At 47.4% G+C, this 15,313-nt stretch carries 17 protein-coding genes and 2 pseudogenes; 1 reads left to right on the top strand and 18 read right to left on the bottom strand.

Going from position 1 to position 15,313, the window contains the following annotated elements; all coding sequences use genetic code 11:
• Window positions 1-43: 43 nt before the first annotated feature.
• From ACESZP_RS04040 to ACESZP_RS04030, 3 genes are all read right to left on the bottom strand, one after another.
• A complete protein-coding gene (locus ACESZP_RS04040) occupies window positions 44-205 on the bottom strand; it encodes a hypothetical protein (RefSeq protein ID WP_171905590.1) in 162 nt (53 codons plus the stop codon).
• A 79-nt stretch (window positions 206-284) separates the two neighbouring features.
• The gene (locus ACESZP_RS04035) at window positions 285-635 is read right to left on the bottom strand and encodes a type II toxin-antitoxin system PemK/MazF family toxin (RefSeq protein WP_069432433.1); all 351 of its coding nucleotides are present in this window, start codon (window positions 633-635) and stop codon (window positions 285-287) included.
• A gap of 108 nt (window positions 636-743) precedes the next feature.
• Window positions 744-1,049 (bottom strand): hypothetical protein, encoded by a 306-nt coding sequence (locus ACESZP_RS04030; RefSeq protein ID WP_499708103.1) that lies wholly within the window; start codon window positions 1,047-1,049, stop codon window positions 744-746.
• A 242-nt stretch (window positions 1,050-1,291) separates the two neighbouring features.
• On the opposite strand from ACESZP_RS04030, the gene ACESZP_RS04025 reads away from it, so the two are divergent.
• Window positions 1,292-1,666, top strand: coding sequence for a helix-turn-helix domain-containing protein (locus ACESZP_RS04025; RefSeq protein WP_004797313.1), 375 nt, complete (start codon window positions 1,292-1,294; stop codon window positions 1,664-1,666).
• 59 nt (window positions 1,667-1,725) lie between these two features.
• Here ACESZP_RS04025 and ACESZP_RS04020 read toward each other — a convergent pair whose 3' ends face one another.
• The 15 genes and pseudogenes from ACESZP_RS04020 to ACESZP_RS03950 all read right to left on the bottom strand — a co-directional run bounded on the left by ACESZP_RS04020 (window position 1,726) and on the right by ACESZP_RS03950 (window position 15,313).
• Window positions 1,726-2,151 carry an RNA polymerase sigma factor gene (locus tag ACESZP_RS04020; RefSeq protein ID WP_379689565.1) on the bottom strand — a complete coding sequence of 142 codons (426 nt, stop codon included), beginning with the start codon at window positions 2,149-2,151 and terminating at the stop codon, window positions 1,726-1,728.
• 467 nt (window positions 2,152-2,618) lie between these two features.
• Window positions 2,619-2,989: pseudogene (locus ACESZP_RS04015) on the bottom strand (metal-dependent transcriptional regulator).
• A 22-nt stretch (window positions 2,990-3,011) separates the two neighbouring features.
• Window positions 3,012-3,611 (bottom strand): annotated as a pseudogene (locus ACESZP_RS04010) (ABC transporter ATP-binding protein); the annotation flags it as partial.
• Window positions 3,612-3,789: 178 nt separating this feature from the next.
• Complete coding sequence (locus ACESZP_RS04005; RefSeq protein ID WP_379689564.1) at window positions 3,790-5,262, bottom strand: ABC transporter ATP-binding protein; 1,473 nt, start codon at window positions 5,260-5,262, stop codon at window positions 3,790-3,792.
• Window positions 5,263-5,276: 14 nt separating this feature from the next.
• Window positions 5,277-6,002 carry an energy-coupling factor transporter transmembrane component T gene (locus ACESZP_RS04000; RefSeq protein WP_499708102.1) on the bottom strand — a complete coding sequence of 242 codons (726 nt, stop codon included), beginning with the start codon at window positions 6,000-6,002 and terminating at the stop codon, window positions 5,277-5,279.
• On the bottom strand, window positions 6,002-6,589 hold the full coding sequence (locus tag ACESZP_RS03995; RefSeq protein ID WP_286083159.1) for an MptD family putative ECF transporter S component: 588 nt from the start codon (window positions 6,587-6,589) through the stop codon (window positions 6,002-6,004). Before ACESZP_RS03995 ends, ACESZP_RS04000 begins: the two co-directional genes overlap by 1 nt.
• A 67-nt stretch (window positions 6,590-6,656) precedes the next feature.
• On the bottom strand, window positions 6,657-8,399 hold the full coding sequence (locus ACESZP_RS03990) for an ABC transporter ATP-binding protein (protein WP_499708101.1): 1,743 nt from the start codon (window positions 8,397-8,399) through the stop codon (window positions 6,657-6,659).
• Window positions 8,396-10,138, bottom strand: a complete 1,743-nt coding sequence (locus ACESZP_RS03985; RefSeq protein ID WP_499708100.1) for an ABC transporter ATP-binding protein — start codon at window positions 10,136-10,138, stop codon at window positions 8,396-8,398. Before ACESZP_RS03985 ends, ACESZP_RS03990 begins: the two co-directional genes overlap by 4 nt.
• 137 nt (window positions 10,139-10,275) lie before the next feature.
• A complete protein-coding gene (locus tag ACESZP_RS03980; RefSeq protein ID WP_499708099.1) occupies window positions 10,276-10,896 on the bottom strand; it encodes a TetR/AcrR family transcriptional regulator in 621 nt (206 codons plus the stop codon).
• Between the two features lie 281 nt (window positions 10,897-11,177).
• Window positions 11,178-12,593: a relaxase/mobilization nuclease domain-containing protein gene (locus ACESZP_RS03975; protein ID WP_499708098.1), complete on the bottom strand. Its 1,416-nt coding sequence runs from the start codon at window positions 12,591-12,593 to the stop codon at window positions 11,178-11,180.
• Window positions 12,594-12,647: 54 nt separating this feature from the next.
• Window positions 12,648-12,956 carry a hypothetical protein gene (locus tag ACESZP_RS03970; RefSeq protein ID WP_015528507.1) on the bottom strand — a complete coding sequence of 103 codons (309 nt, stop codon included), beginning with the start codon at window positions 12,954-12,956 and terminating at the stop codon, window positions 12,648-12,650.
• Window positions 12,953-13,807 carry a nucleotidyl transferase AbiEii/AbiGii toxin family protein gene (locus ACESZP_RS03965; RefSeq protein ID WP_499708097.1) on the bottom strand — a complete coding sequence of 285 codons (855 nt, stop codon included), beginning with the start codon at window positions 13,805-13,807 and terminating at the stop codon, window positions 12,953-12,955. Before ACESZP_RS03965 ends, ACESZP_RS03970 begins: the two co-directional genes overlap by 4 nt.
• Entirely contained in the window at window positions 13,804-14,412 is a 609-nt protein-coding gene (locus ACESZP_RS03960; protein ID WP_499708096.1) for a type IV toxin-antitoxin system AbiEi family antitoxin domain-containing protein, read from the bottom strand. The genes ACESZP_RS03965 and ACESZP_RS03960 overlap by 4 nt, the downstream gene beginning before the upstream one ends.
• 95 nt (window positions 14,413-14,507) lie before the next feature.
• The gene (locus ACESZP_RS03955) at window positions 14,508-14,819 is read right to left on the bottom strand and encodes a CD1845 family protein (RefSeq protein ID WP_058722595.1); all 312 of its coding nucleotides are present in this window, start codon (window positions 14,817-14,819) and stop codon (window positions 14,508-14,510) included.
• A 155-nt stretch (window positions 14,820-14,974) separates the two neighbouring features.
• Window positions 14,975-15,313, bottom strand: a complete 339-nt coding sequence (locus ACESZP_RS03950; protein WP_195328148.1) for a plasmid mobilization protein — start codon at window positions 15,311-15,313, stop codon at window positions 14,975-14,977.

Genomic DNA, 15,313 nt, shown 5'->3' with positions numbered 1-15,313 from the left:
CAAAATTTACTTTTGGAAAATATCCTATGTAAAGCTGCGATTCTCACGCAGCTCCGTCAACCTCGCCCAGCACTCTCATACCATATTTCTCGATGATATGTGCCAGCGAAGTGATAAACGCTTCAAATTTTTGTTCCGCCAGAAGTTCTTCTGACCGGATTTCATCTGAAGGAATCAATGCGCTTTTATGCTGGATATTCTCCATTCAGAATCACCTCCGCAATTCCTAACGAAATTATAACTCTACTTGCACAGCCTGAAAATGATACGGCCTTTCGGCACTTTTATGTAATCCCCAGACTGCACAAGAGCGTCTTGTTTATGTTTTCCATGTCATCCTTGTTTAGATGACCAATATAGTTTTTTAACCTCGACTTGTCGATTGTTCTGATCTGTTCCAGCATAACAACAGATGGTTTCACCAAACCGCATCTGTCATTTAAGTGGTAATGCGTGGGGAACTTTCTGCCTTTTTTGCTTACACTGGTAATTGCTGCAATAATAATCGTAGGACTGAAACAATTTCCCACGTTGTTTTGAAGAATGAGTACAGGACGAGAGCCACTTTGTTCGGAGCCGATACCAGGGCTTAAATCAGCCGAATATATGTCACCTCGATGGAATTTTTCAAACATCACTCTCGCCTCCTTAATATCTTAATACTTAAACAGCCGCACCAGTCTGAAAGAAATCTTCGGATAAAAAACCTGGTGCGGCTACTGTTATTCTGTTCGGATTACTCGTCATATTTGCCACGCCCCCTGACGATGGGAACACAACAGGTCTCCGCTGGCGCGGCTGTCATAACTCCGCAGCATCGTTCGTATCGTGTGCCGCAGGGTTCCCCCCAAGTCTTTGGCGGGCCGTGAGGAAGTATCTTTAAGCCCCCGCGCCCTCATCGCGCCGGATGTGCCACCATCCGGGTCGCAGGGACGTTGATCGCTCCGAAACAGCTTGTCCATCACCTCCTGGCTGCTCCATCTTCGCGGCGTCCTGCACTCGCTCATGCGCGGGTTATGTACCTGTTCTGCCGTGTATTCAGTTGTCAAAGGTCAGCGAAAGAAAAGCTCCTTCTTGACAGCCATGACAAAAACAGGCGATTTGTCCTGTCTGTACTGCGATTTATTTAAAAAAAATATTTTGCCTTGTCCCTTCATAGAAGCTGCGGACAGCGCCATCTCCTTACAAGCACAACAAAATAGGTACTATCGTACTCAAAAACGCCTTTTATGAGGTTCTTCCTGCAAGGAAATGGGCACGATAAAATATGATAAAGGAGACGATAGTGCCTATGGAACTGATAAAAGAGCTGGGACGAAGGATACAAAAAGCGCGTAAGGAAAAAGGATTGACGCAGCAGGAACTCGCAGATCTGAGCCACGTTTCTCTAAAGCACGTTCAAGGCTGCGAAAGAGGGGTGAAGAATCCTTCTTTTGAGGTTCTGCGCGCTTTTTGCAAAGTCTTGAATTTATCTTTAGATTCCCTGATGAATCTCGATCTGCCTGAAGATGAGCAAGCCGCCAACGATATGCGGCAGCTTTACCTTTCGTGCCCTCCGGCTGCCAGAAAAGTGCTGTTAAACTCGACCCGTGCGTTGACTGATGAGCTAAAAGAGATGGTGCAGACGGCTGGGGTTGACCCAGATGAACATTTAGAGAATAAGTAAGCCGGTGGAGGAATAAAAACCTCCACCGGCTCTCTTTTTGCCGCTATGCGGCGGTCAGGTTATTGGGCCGTATCCAGCAACCGCGCCAGCTTCTTCAGTCCGCGCCGGATGCTCTCCCACACGCGGCGGCGGTCAGCACCCTCGATCCGGGCGATCTCGGCCACCGTCATGCCCAGGTAAAACCGGGCGTAGATACGCCGGGCCTGGATGGCGGTCAGCTGCATCAGCGCGGCATACACTTCCTCCCGCAGCTGCTTCTGCTCCAGGACTCCCTCCGGGGTGAGTGGCCGGTTGAGGGCATCGTTTTCAATGCCATCCTCCCGGTTCAGAGAGTAGTGAGCCTTGTGCCGGAACTTCCGGCGTTCATAGGCGGCATCGTCCTGCTCCTGGCCCCGGATCGCGGCCACGACTTCCTCGGCCACGTCTACAAAGACATCGGTTTTATACACATCGGGATACAGTTCCCGAAGATTGATCTTCTGCATTATGTACCTCCATTTCGATTCACGGGTTGACGGGTGAACCGAAATGAAGGCGGTGAGCGACACCTTTCGGGGAAATTCCCGAAAAAACGACAAACAAAAGCGCCAGCATCCGAAGAACGGCGGCTGGCGCTGCTAAAAGAGGACTTATGACGCTTATGGACCAGCCACGATAGTGCCTGTTCATAAGCAGATGGGGGCCGATTGGCGGTCAGGCTTTTTTTGACAGGTAAATTCCTGCCGAATTATGTCGAAACGGTCTTTGCTTCACGGCGGCTCCCTCCTAAAGCCGCCGTGTCAGCGTGTAGTCGTCACTCCTTTGTCGAGGGCATAAGGAACGGCGGCCTTGATGTTACTCAAAACCGCCGCAGTACCTGGAAAATCCATTTTGGGCGCACAAAGCTGCCTGCCCTGCAACGGTTTTTTTCTTTCCCCGTCTTGCGGGGCAGGATCGCTTGGCTTATTCGGTTTTAGTTTTGCTCTTGTTCGGCTGCCTCTTTCAGCCGGTCAAAACTCTCATCGCTGATGATGTGTTCAATACGACAGGCATCGGCCTCCGCAGTTTTGGGGTCAACGCCTGCGGTGATAAGCTGCTCGGTAAAGAAGCAGTGACGCTCGTAGATTTTTTCGGCAACTTCCCGGCCAACATCGGTCAGATGGAGAAAGTGATCTTCGTCCATCATAAGAAAGCCGCCGTCCCGCAAGGTAGCCACTGCATGGCACACGCTGGGCTTTGAGACCTCCATGTGCCGGGCCACATCTACGGGGCGCACCATACCGAGTTTCTTTGGAAAACAAGGATGGTTTCCAGGTAGTCCTTCCCGGACGCATGAAGTTTCATATTGCGCTTCTCCCTCAAATTATCAGGCAATGCTCCAGCCCTCTGCCTGCTCACGGATTGTAATGAAACGACGATAAAGTCCTTCCTGATGAACAAGCTCCTGATGTGTTCCTTTTTGAACAACTTGACCTTTATCCACCACTAAAATCTGGTCAGCGTGTTCAATCGTTGCCAGACGGTGGGCGATAACGATAACCGTTTTTCCAATGGTCAATTCACTGATTGCCTGCTGGATCAGATGCTCATTTTCGGGGTCAATACTTGCTGTTGCCTCATCAAGAATGACAATGTTGGCATTTTTCAAAATGGCGCGGGCAATAGAAATGCGTTGTTTTTCTCCGCCAGACAGCGTAGAGCCACCCTCGCCGATCACCGTTTCATATCCATCGGGAAGAGCCATAATGAAGTCGTGGCACCGAGCCTTTTTCGCAGCTTCTATAATTTCTTCCTGCGTTGCACTTGGATTGCCGAAACGGATGTTGTTTTCAATGGTATCGTGGAACAAATAGACCTTTTGAAAGACCATCGAGATATTGCGGAGCAAACTGTCACAGGTCATGTTTCGCACATCCTCACCGCCTACTGTGACCTCGCCGCTGTCCACATCATAGAAACGGGCAATGTGTGCTAACAAAAAAAGCGAACTTAGTTATCCTACGCTTAAAAAATTTTGCCTTCTCATAACAAAGGCACTCACAATGATCCGATTTTCCCGCCACAAAATGTATTGCAAAGCATTATAAGACGCCTAAATACACTTTGTGGCAGTTAAAAATCGGTCTGTTATTACAAATCACAGTTCATCCAGCAAAGGAAAAGAAGTCTGCAATCCGCTTCTTATTCCCGTCTGTCCATCCGCCGCTCCATACTGTCTTGCCATGCTCAATGAACACGAAATAATTACAGCATTTTGCGATCAACTCCGGGTCATGGGTAATAATGAACAGCGTTTTTCCCATATCACTAAGCCGCTGCAAATTGTCGGCAACCTCCAGCATATGATGATAGTCCAGGCCGCTGGTCGGTTCGTCAAACACCAGGATCTCTTTATCCGATGCAATCGCACTTCCAATGGCTACCCGCTGCTTTTGACCGCCGGACAGGGACATGGGATGCAGTTCTTGATACTCCAACAGATTCAGACTCTTTAAGATTTCTTCCGTCTGCTTCTTATCGACCTGCTCGTCCTCGCCCTGCATACTCAACAGAATTTCATCCGACACGCTTTCTGTAAAAAGTTGATGGTTTACGTCCTGCATGACCATGTAGCACTTTTTAATGCGCTGTTTTGCACCAAGCGTTTCCTGCCCGATCTGCAACGTACCTTTTGCCGATTTCTCCAATCCGCACAGGCACTTTGCAAAAGTGGTCTTGCCTGCGCCGTTGTCCCCAAGGATTCCCACAATCGCTCCCTGCGGAACGGATAGCTGCGGGATATTCATTGCCTCCATCTTTCCGTAGGAAAACAGGAAGTTTCTGATTTCAATAGAGCCGCTGCCCAAAGATGTCGCTGGTACCTTGCTGAAGTTAGCCGGATGGAGGGAGCGAAGGCCCATTGATTGAAGCTGCTCCACACCGAGCCGCCCAAATGCGGCGGCAGACATATCCTGCTCAATTCGCCCATTTTTTAAGTAGATCACCCGGTCTGCTATGTCCATCAGATAATACAGCCGGTGTTCTGCAACAATGACCGTCTTTCCCATCGCTTTCCATTTTGCAACAACCTGTTTCAAATCAGCAATCGTAGCAACATCAAGGTTGGAGGACGGTTCATCCAGCACAAAGATGTCCGGCTCCATAGCGGAGACAGATGCACAGGCTATTTTCTGCTTCTCACCGCCAGAGAGTGCGAACAGGCTGCGGTCAAGCAGTTTTTGAATCTTTAACTCGCCTGTGACCTGTCCGATGCGCCGGTATATTTCTTCTTTCGGTAATCCGATATTTTCACAGCCAAAGGCGATCTCTCCGGTGGTATCCACATTGAAGAACTGGGAACGGGGATTCTGGAATACGGAACCAACTGTTTTAGACAGCTCATACAATGGGGTCTTTACCGTATCCTTTCCGTTTACAAGAACTACCCCATTCAGCTTTCCTTCATAATATTCCGGCGTCAGCCCATTGATTAAGCGGGTAAGGGTCGTTTTGCCGCAGCCGGATTCCCCGCAGAGTAAAACAACCTGTCCATCAGGGATCGTCAGATTCAGGTTATAAACGCCGCTTTCTCTCTCCGTACTGTGATAAGTAAAAGTGACATTTTGAAATTCAATCATAGACTTGTCACCTCCTACAAAAACGGCCAGACCAGCAGGTCAACCGAGAGCAACGCAATAATCAGGTCATACGCAGTAAAGCCGATGGCCGCAATACTCGTCCTGTGCTTTAAGCCTCCCAAACCTCTGGTGAGAGCCGCCGCAGATAATTCATCACCGATCTTAACAACCGACATCATCAGCGGAATTACCCGGTATTCCAGAAGTGCGGTAGGATTCTGCCAGAACTTCTTTGTTCCAAACTGGATTTCACGCATCCGCATGGCGTCCGTGATCGCAGCCGATTCTTCACCCAGCGTAGGAATGAACCGAAACACAACGGTAATGGGAATGATGAACGCCTCCGGGACGTGCCATTTCTCCATAGCGGCCACAAATTCATCAGTAGAGGTAGATTCAATAATGTAATAGCCCAACATAAAAATTGGGAACAGGCGGATTACCATTGCAACCAGCAGAACAGAAATCATGTTAAGGACAGATGGCAATACATACATCCCCTGTGTCAGCTTTGCCACAACTGCCAGGGCGAACAGTCCCCCATAAATGAGGGCTGTCCGCACCTGACGGTTTATCAGGAGCAAGGTCAACGGGATTATCGCCACCACAGCATCCATCGCAAGGTTTTCATATACGAAGAACATCAACGTGGTGACGAAAGCCATAAACAAAATCTTTGTGCGTGGATCAAGATAGAATCCTTTTTTGGCGGGTGGTTGATAAGCCTCATATCGTTCCATTATACAATGCCTGCTCTTTCAAAGTGTTTTTTCAGCATCTTATGCCCAAGCAATGCGCCTAACAGAGAGCCTACGAAGATGATAGCAACTGCGGCAATCCCCATCCAGGACGGCATATAACGGGCTAATTCACTTGCGTACTGTTCTCCCATAGAAGTTTCCACCTGCGCCATATATGTATCAGCCATTACCCACATTGGAGCCTGGCATCCGATCATGCCGCAGGAGAACAGCCAATAGCCAATTACATCCACTTTGAAGCTCTTATAATTTCCTGCCTTTAGCACAATATCCGCAATGATACCAAATACGACATAGCCAACAACCGCCGTCCATGTATAGCCCATAAGGAACCAAAAAACGCCGCAGATTACCGACATAATCGTAACCATGCCAAATTTCTCAGTTTTCGTCAGAAACAGCATGAACGGAATACCGGAAATTAACGGAATCAAAACATACAAAAACGGATAAAGCACCGGAATTGCATTGAGCATACCTACAACGAAAAAGATTACGATGTAGATAGCGGTATAAATACCGACATTGATAAGGTCTTTCGCTTTGAGCTTTTTATTTGTTTCCATTTTAGAGAACCCTCCTTAAAATTTGTTGTTTATCTATTTGACTGCTGCAAAACAGTACAAATCCTGTTTAGTTGCCGGCATTCAGCTTCCAGCCGATTGCCTCCTTGCGCCCACGTACAAAATCAGCATAAATGCCCTGCTGTTTAATCAAATCGTCATGTTTACCCTGCTGCACGATTTTTCCGTTATCCACCACCAGTATCTGGTCTGCGTTCCGCACAGTTTTCAGCCTGTGTGCAATCATAATGATTGTTTTATCCTTTGTCAGTTCCTCAATGGCTTTCTGCAGGCGATCCTCGTTCTCAGGGTCTACATTTGCAGTTGCTTCATCTAAAATAACGATAGGCGCATCTTTTAACATAGCCCTTGCAATGCTGAGCCTTTGCTTTTCACCTCCGGAAAGAGAAGCTCCGCCCTCACCGATAACCGTATTGTAACCGTCAGGAAGCGCCTCGATAAAATCATCACAGCAGGCTCTTTTTGCTGCCGCAACAACTTCGGCATGGGTAGCCTCCGGTCTGCCAAACTTAATGTTATTTTCAATCGTATCTGCAAAAAGATAGACATTCTGGAACACCATGCTAATCTGCTCCATCAGGGATTCCAGCGTGTAATCCCTCACATCTTTTCCGCCAATTTTAACCGAGCCGCTATTTACATCCCAAAACCGGGCAATCAGGTTACAAAGCGTTGTTTTGCCGGAACCAGAGGGACCGATCACTGCGGTAGTGGTTTTGTCTGGAATCTGCAAGTTGATTCCATGAAGAATTTCTTTGCTTTCATAGGAGAAATGCACATCATCAAATACAATGTCATGTTTCTTCACAGCAAGTGCTTTGCCGCTTTCGTCCATCTGCTCCATGTCCTCTGTCTGTAATGTTCTTTCGATGCTACTGTCTGCCAGACGCAGCATGGAAATACCCATTCCGAACAGCTTGATCTGCCCAAACACCAGAAATGACATAATAATCACCATCAAAGTATTAACTAATGTCATTGTTCCATTTATCCAGAACACAACCGCTGCCAGCATCATGCCGATACCCGCAATCTGCAATACAAGCTCCTGAAAAATCGTGTAAGGCGTCATAAGCTGCTCCATACCAAGATTGCTTTTCCGGTTATATTCCAGCGCATCCTGAAGATTTTTATCGCCCCGCCCACTCAGGTTAAAAGACTTGATAACGCCCATTCCCTGCACATATTCCAGAACAGTTTCAACAAGAGCCGTTTGAGATTTTTGCGAGTTAGGCGCAATGACAGCAGATTTTTTCTCCATAGAAGATACAACCAGCAGATACACGATGATTCCTGCTGCGGCAATCAGCCCGATCCTCCAGTCAAAAATTAAAATCATTATAGTAAACACAACCGTTCCTATAACGCCGCCTAAAATATTTACCAATGTCATAGGAACCAGATTTTCAATATTGCCAAGTACCGTTGTACATACTCCAGTTACCTCGCCCAAACTGTTCTCGTTAAAAAATCCCATAGGCACACTTTTTAGGCGGTTCCCAATAGAAACCCTCCGGTTAGCTGCCATGAAATAGCCGGCGTGTGTCTGCTGTAATTTTGAGAAACGGCTGGTAACTGCATTTCCAATAATGCTGACGACCATAAAGGCAAGGGAAATCCAGACAGTTTTCATATCCTTATCTCCGTTTGTCAGTGCCATTACCACAAAGTAAATTGCACCAATCTCAAACATATGGAAAACAGCGTTCAGAAAACTTACCGCCACGGATTTATTGATATTGCCTCTTTCCTCACCGGAAAACTCCCATATTTTTTTGAATGTACCAATCATGCCACGTCACCGTCCTTTGCTCCAATATGCGCCTGCCACATGGATTCATACAACGGGCAGCTTTCTCTAAGTTCCTCATGCCTGCCGCTCGCCATTATTCTGCCATCCTTAACTACCACAATTTTATCTGCGTCCTTAATGGTTGAGAGCCTGTGTGCAATAACAATTACCGTTTTTCCTTTTACAAGTTTTGCAATGGCTTCCTGTATGACCGCTTCATTTTCCGGGTCTATGTATGCCGTGGCTTCATCCAGAATGACTATCGGAGCATCTTTCAGCATCGCCCTTGCAATGGCAATCCGCTGACGTTCTCCGCCGGAAAGATGCGCCCCTCCGCTGCCTACCTTTGTGTCATAACCCTTTTCAAGTTCACGGATAAACCCGTCACAGCCTGCCGCCCTGCAAGCAGCCTCTATCTCTGCATCTGTGGCCGACATTCTTCCCATGCGGATATTTTCACGGACAGTTTCATCAAACAGAAAATTATCCTGAGATACAAAAGCCGCCTGATCATACAACTGCTTCAGAGGAATTTTCTTTTCATCCACGCCGCCTATTGTCACTGTTCCGCTTTGCACATCCCAAAAACCTGCTATCAGCTTTGCAATAGTTGACTTGCCTGAACCGGACGGACCTACCAGAGCCGTCATGGTTCCAGCCGGAATTGCAAGGCTCACATCGTGAAGTATTTCTTTATCTCCGTGATACCCGAAAGACACATGGGAAAGCTCTATATCCATCTTTCCAAATGTGACGGTTTTTTCTTCATGCTGTTGTTCCTCTGCAAGAAGAACTTCATCCACCGATTCCACCGTTGTTCCCACTTGTGCAAGCGTATCCACAAAATTCATAGCAGCCATCAATGGCCCCGTAATACCTAAAGCCAAAATGACGGTTGTAATAAATACTTCCGCTGACAAACTTCCCCCACGGTAAAAAACAAAACCGACGGGGAGAATCGTAATCAATGTAGCAGGTACAATCGAGTAAGCCATCGACATACCAAACTGGCTTTTTTTCATCCAGTTATAGTAATATTTCGCATTGGCTTTCACTCTGTCTGAAAATTTGGCATATGAACTTTTTCCCTGGTTAAATGCCTTAATTACCTCAATGCCGTTAATGTATTCTACAATCGTTTCATTCATTTCCTTTGTTGTTCCGACAGCTCCCTCATAGTCCTTACTGTAAGAACCCATGACCGTCATTAGGAAAACCATGCCTGCCGGAATGGAAACAAGCGACAGGAGCGCCATGCGCCAGTCAAGGATAAACAGGTAAACAATAATCAGTATCGGCCCTGCTATATTTGCCGTCAGCTCTGGAAACAAATGCGCCAGTGTTGTTTCCATACCGTCCACCTGATCCACAATAAGCTGTTTCATCTTCCCACTGGACATATCTGTCACTGTTCCAAGAGGGAGTTTCGGCAGTTTTGCCAATATTTTTTGGCGGATAGTTTTTAAAACGGAAAAGGTTGCCTTATGTGATATGGACAGCGCCAAGGTATAAAGCAGTGTCCGCACTAAATAGCCTACCATCCCAATGCACAGCCATTTGAAGTACAATGACATATCCCTATTTCCTTCAAGCAGATTCACAATCATCTGCGCCGCAGCAAAGTATGGAAGCATCCCGCCTAAGACACCGAGAAATGCGCTGATAACCGCACAAATCAGTCCTGAATGCTGCGATTTTCCAAGCTCCCAAACACGGAGTAATGGATTTTGTTTTTGCATATAGGTTCCTCCTTGATAAGTTAGATTTCGCTAACCATATATTAAAAAAATATAGTAGCCAATAAGAAGATAACAAAGTGTGCTAACAAAAATCGCAAACTAAGTTATCTATCAGGCAAAAAAGTGTGGCCTTTTATTCAAAGACCATGCACTTTCCGCCAACCGGCTGTAATAAACTCTGCCAGTGTATGCGTTGTCTGAATTGCTTCTTCTTTCGTGTAGTCATGCAGGACTGTTTCAAAGATACAGGAGTAATAAGCATGATTCAGCATATGCAGCTCTTTCAGTCCAAGCCGTTTATATTTAATTCCCTTTTCTTCAAGAACATCGTACATTTTCAACGTGTCCTGAACTTCTTTTTCTACCATCCAGTCAGTAAAGTCAACATATTTTGTTCCGTCCGCACAATGCAGGAGAAGTTTGAACGAATCAAAGTGGCTGAAAATAAATTCAATAAACTCGACCATTGTTTCAACCGAAACATTCCACAAATCAGTCATGTTGTCAACGGATATATAATCAAAGCATCGCTCTCCTGCAGCATCATATCGCTCCCGAAGTCCATTAACCGCAGGTTCCACCAATGCGGAGAACAATGCCGCTTTATCTTCAAAGTGCCGGTAGTATGCTCCTGTGGTAATACCGGCTCCCTTGCACAGCTCTCTCAGGTTCGTCCGTTCATACCCATTTTTCAGAAATTGCTCTCTGCCACTTTCCAAAATCTTTTCGTGGGTAATCTCATAAGTACCAACTGCCATATATTTCACCTCCTTGGTACGCCCGCGTGCTAACTTAGTTATCATTATAGCACCAATTCTTTTATTGTCAACCCCCAAGACGCAGATTTAGGGCGGAGCATACGCGGGAACAAAACTGGCAAGCAATGCCTGTGTTAATACACACAGGCCCGCAGAGAAGAAAATCCCTTTGTGATTTTCCTCTCCGCTTGCTTGTTGAGGGCAGCGCCCCCAAGCCCCTTTGAACACAGAATTTCATTCTGTGGCTGCGCGTTCTGCGAACGCTTTTGACCAGGACCAGCTTACCGCTGGCCGTGGTCTTTTTCTTTTTCAACATCCTGTTCTACCTCCATTTTCAGGACCCGATCCACATTGGCCTTTGCCGTTAAAAGCTCCCGCATTTCTTCACGGGAACGCCGGTACTCGGCATAGGTCTTTTTCTTTTCTTCCAGCAATTTCGCATACTCTGTCTGCAACTCTTTGACCTTGGGCAGCTTCTTGACGTCCATCTCATCAAAGGCATTCTTAGCAGCCTGGTGGAGCAGGATTTCTTCCTCATGTTCCTCCCGAAATTTTCGAGAATAACCCGCCTTGCGGTATGCCACATAGGTCTCGCGGGTCTTGGCATAATTTACGATGTGAGTACGCAGAACAGCGATCTCTGCCATGCGCTTTTCAGCCGCTTTGATCTGCGCCGAAAGATCATTGTGATGTGCCGTGGCAGCCGCAGCCTTTTCTTCCAAAACCGCATACTCCAGCAGATTGTTCTCTGACAGGTAATTCATGGTCTGCGCCATTTGTTTCAGATTAAAAACTTTAGCCCATCGAGCATAGCCAGCACCTTTTCCAGCCTGCAATTTTGCCTGAATGTCCACCAGCAGATTGACCTTGGTCGGCTCCGGCTGCACGACGGAATTTTTACGGGGCGTATGCTGTTTTTCACCGGCCAGCACCGCACGGATTTCTGCTTCACTGTACCCGGCCCCCAGCTTGTCATCCATGCGGGCTACATTCTTCCAGCCGGGCGCTTTGAGCCGGATCGCTTTCCCGCGCCGAGATACTTCGCATCCCATCTCGGAAAGCAGTTTCAGTAGTGTGTCAAAGTCTGCCGGTTTCTGCTCCAGCGCACGGTCAATCATCACCCGCAACTGCTCCCGATGAGAGGGCTTTGCCTGATCGCCCAGCCATTTGTTGTAGCTTTTTCCGTGGGGCTTGGGATTCTCCACAATGGACAGTCCGTTCTCGATACAGATGGTATCGCTCAAGCGCCGGACGGCTCTGGTGCTGCCCCAAAAGTTGCGGAACTTCCGGTCACAATCCGCATTGACCGCCGACCAGATGATGTGATTATGAATGTGCGACTTGTCTATGTGAGTGCAGACTACAAAGGCATGATTGCCTTTAGTAAAACGCTTTGCAAATTCTACGCCCAGCCGGTTTGCTTCTTCCGGGGTAATCTCACCAGGGCGGAAGGACTGGCGCACATGGTAAGCGATCACATCGTCCGCCCCGCGCACCCGCCCGGTGGCGGCGATATACTGCCGCTTCGCCAGCAGAAACTCTGCATCGGCGGTCCGGCTGTCACAGCCATAGCCGGTAATCAGTTTTCCGTTGTCGGTCTTTTGCGGATTTGCCACATAATCAATAATATCGCTGATTGCTCGGCTCTCAGTGCGCCCCTTTCCGATATGCAGGGGCATGATGCGTGTGGTTGCCATAGAAGGGCCTCCTTTCTAAAAAAGAAACGGCCTGCATGGTGCAGACCGCTTTTGCTATTCTATAAAATCGTCCTCGATGTCCTCTAACCGCTTCGGAGGAAACCTCATCTCGTATTGTTCTTTTGCCAGTGCACGAACTTCCGGGCGCTTATCTTTCATTCGGTTTTTCAGCCAGGAAATCTGCTCCTTTGATAACCGCCAAGGGAGATTCAGTAAGCGGTTTACTGTCATTTGCTCCGCTTGTTTCTCCGGCGATAAAGAAGCACAGGATTTACAGATGTGCGCCGCATGACCTTTGCCGGAAAATTTTTCGTTAGCCTTATATTCTCCGCAGACTTTACAATAATGTCCATGCTTCTTCATAGGCTCGATTCCTTTTCACTGAGCGCATATAAACTGCGAACCGCCCTCATGATGATGTTCCACTCCAGATCTGCCGCATAGGAAAACTTCCTACGGTAAGATTCCCAAAGTTTCTGCATCACAGGACTGCTTTCCACTTCATTCAAAACATCCACAGCTTCTGCAAGATGCCGTTCGGTTCCGCGTTTTTTGGCAGTTGCCAACAGTGCATCATAGAGCGTCTGCCGGTTCAATGTGTTCCCGTGGAGCTGATCCAGAATATAAATGTCATAGAAATCTCTCATGCGGGTGTTGGTGGTGGTTCTGGTGATGATTGTTTCCAGCTTTTCAGCCAGAACGGTTTCCAGATTGTATGCACAAATGTCAATGGAGCGATCTTCCAGCATCAGCTTGAAAGAGTAGCGTACCTCCCTGGGGGTAATGGCATCCCCTGTGGAAATGTCAATCTTCAAAGGTGTCACCACACCGTCAAAGGTTGTAGTCATGCTGACCCGAATCCCAGGATACTCCGCTTCATCCATAATCTCTGAAATGCTTTTCAGCTGAAATTTGACGCCATCATCAATCGGCACACTCACAATAGCAGAAATCAGGTTCTCGATGTCCTCTACATTAACATTGGCTCCTTTTACAGTAGCGTCCAAGTCCATCGTGGAACGGGCATCCAGTCCAACCATTGCCGCTACCAGCATCCCGCCTTTCAGAATAAATTTATCACGATATTCAGAAAGGGAAATACGCTCCAGAAAACGCTCCATCATATAGTTTCGCATTAAAAGCTGTGCATCCGCAGATTTTTCTCTGGAAAGATTGCGAATCAAATCTTTTAGCTGCCTTGCTGTCTTTATCATAAAAGCACCTCCAAATACTGCCGTAAAATTTTTTCAACCCGTAACATACCGGCATACCGCATCAAAGTCCGCAGATCCTTGTCCTTTCTTCTGGCATACATCTTCAGCGCACCTTGAAAAGTCTGTATTTCCATGCTGCTTCGGCTGCGGAGCAGATCGCAGATGGTGCGCTCCATATCATAGACAGGAACCGTATGCCCAAAAGGTGTTTGGCCAGTTGTCAGCCCTACCTCATATAGTTCTGGTTTGATGGTGTAAACAGAAAGGCCCTCTGCCTTTAAGCGAGTGGTGCTGTACCCTCTGCGCACCGTGATAGCGTATGGAGATGGTTCCCGGTCTGTCAAGTCATGGAAAAATAGCGCTGATTCATGGGAAAATACTGCCTGACCACATCGCAGATGTAACAGAAACATCGCATCAATCCAGGTGTCCTCGGAGACATAAATTCCGTGAGCAACCTGCTGAAGATTTTTCTCTTTGACATATTCATAAAAAATGGGTTTTACAATTCCGCTAGCGATTACCTGTGCGGTTTGCAGCATCCCATCATGCTCGGTCAGAAGTCTGTCTAATTGCTCAAACCGTTCTGATTTGGTCACATCCATCACTTCCTTTCGTGCTACTATTATACACGGATGTAGCACAGAAGTAAATATAGCAATTTAACAGACACTGTCTGGCATTTTTGTGACCGCGCATTTTATCCATAAACCAAATCCTGAATGGCAAACTTCAAGTCCTGCACCTTGCCCAGCAGCCAGATGGCAGCCATCGGCAGACCATAGGGACTAATAAGAAATGCCATCACCAGCAGGATAATGCCGTTTTGCAGGGAACAGGTCAGCAGGACCGCCACGCCCAACAGGGCGATCACCATGCTGATAAGCCCCAGCACCAGACCGGAAACATAGACGATCCCCACACAAATCCAAACGAACAGGGTCAGTGTCAGAATTACCGGAGCTACCAAAATCTTCAACAACAGTTTTAACAAAAACACCAATGCCCTCATTGTTATGCCTCCTCCCAAAATCACAGTTCCTGTTCCTGATTCCATTATCCCTGTCTTACAGCCAAAAGGCAAGGATACCGCCAAAAAGAAAAAGCGGAGGGAGGTGCGGCGAAGAAACGCCGTTCCTCCCTCCGCAAATGGAGTATCTATCCTTGTTATGAAAGTTTGGAGAGTTGGGTAAGGATTTCCTTCACACCCTCCCACAGTTGTTCTTGCCGCTGGGATATATCCTCCAAGTCAGCATCATAAACCCGCCCGGTCTCATGCACTTTGCGGGTCAGCTGATTCAAGTTGTTGCTGCTTCGGCGCATCAGGGAGACCAACTCCTTCAGCTCCGGCAGTTCCAGCTTGACCACATACCCATCCAGCGCCATTTTTCGCAGATAAGCGCTCAAATTCTCTGTCCCGTATTGCTGCATCTTTTGATGGATCAGTTCCAGTTCTTCTGCGGACACCCAAAACAAAACCGGAACATCCCTCTTGCGCTTTGCCAT

This window comes from Candidatus Dorea massiliensis AP6, assembly GCF_964245105.1.
Classification (GTDB): Bacteria; Bacillota; Clostridia; order Lachnospirales; family Lachnospiraceae; genus Laedolimicola; species Laedolimicola intestinihominis.
This window is presented reverse-complemented; position numbering and strand designations above follow the sequence as displayed.

What these genes read in the sequence shown, in the direction of transcription:
- ACESZP_RS03980 (WP_499708099.1), bottom strand. Translation starts at nt 10,896, where the DNA reads ATGGCAGTTGGTACTTATGAGATTACCCACGAAAAGATTTTGGAAAGT.
- ACESZP_RS04035 (WP_069432433.1), bottom strand. Translation starts at nt 635, where the DNA reads ATGTTTGAAAAATTCCATCGAGGTGACATATATTCGGCTGATTTAAGC.
- ACESZP_RS03985 (WP_499708100.1), bottom strand. Translation starts at nt 10,138, where the DNA reads ATGCAAAAACAAAATCCATTACTCCGTGTTTGGGAGCTTGGAAAATCG.
- ACESZP_RS03955 (WP_058722595.1), bottom strand. Translation starts at nt 14,819, where the DNA reads ATGAGGGCATTGGTGTTTTTGTTAAAACTGTTGTTGAAGATTTTGGTA.
- ACESZP_RS04025 (WP_004797313.1), top strand. Translation starts at nt 1,292, where the DNA reads ATGGAACTGATAAAAGAGCTGGGACGAAGGATACAAAAAGCGCGTAAG.
- ACESZP_RS03950 (WP_195328148.1), bottom strand. Translation starts at nt 15,313, where the DNA reads ATGGCAAAGCGCAAGAGGGATGTTCCGGTTTTGTTTTGGGTGTCCGCA.
- ACESZP_RS04005 (WP_379689564.1), bottom strand. Translation starts at nt 5,262, where the DNA reads ATGATTGAATTTCAAAATGTCACTTTTACTTATCACAGTACGGAGAGA.
- ACESZP_RS04020 (WP_379689565.1), bottom strand. Translation starts at nt 2,151, where the DNA reads ATGCAGAAGATCAATCTTCGGGAACTGTATCCCGATGTGTATAAAACC.
- ACESZP_RS03975 (WP_499708098.1), bottom strand. Translation starts at nt 12,593, where the DNA reads ATGGCAACCACACGCATCATGCCCCTGCATATCGGAAAGGGGCGCACT.
- ACESZP_RS03990 (WP_499708101.1), bottom strand. Translation starts at nt 8,399, where the DNA reads ATGATTGGTACATTCAAAAAAATATGGGAGTTTTCCGGTGAGGAAAGA.
- ACESZP_RS03960 (WP_499708096.1), bottom strand. Translation starts at nt 14,412, where the DNA reads ATGGATGTGACCAAATCAGAACGGTTTGAGCAATTAGACAGACTTCTG.
- ACESZP_RS03970 (WP_015528507.1), bottom strand. Translation starts at nt 12,956, where the DNA reads ATGAAGAAGCATGGACATTATTGTAAAGTCTGCGGAGAATATAAGGCT.
- ACESZP_RS04000 (WP_499708102.1), bottom strand. Translation starts at nt 6,002, where the DNA reads ATGGAACGATATGAGGCTTATCAACCACCCGCCAAAAAAGGATTCTAT.
- ACESZP_RS03995 (WP_286083159.1), bottom strand. Translation starts at nt 6,589, where the DNA reads ATGGAAACAAATAAAAAGCTCAAAGCGAAAGACCTTATCAATGTCGGT.
- ACESZP_RS04040 (WP_171905590.1), bottom strand. Translation starts at nt 205, where the DNA reads ATGGAGAATATCCAGCATAAAAGCGCATTGATTCCTTCAGATGAAATC.
- ACESZP_RS03965 (WP_499708097.1), bottom strand. Translation starts at nt 13,807, where the DNA reads ATGATAAAGACAGCAAGGCAGCTAAAAGATTTGATTCGCAATCTTTCC.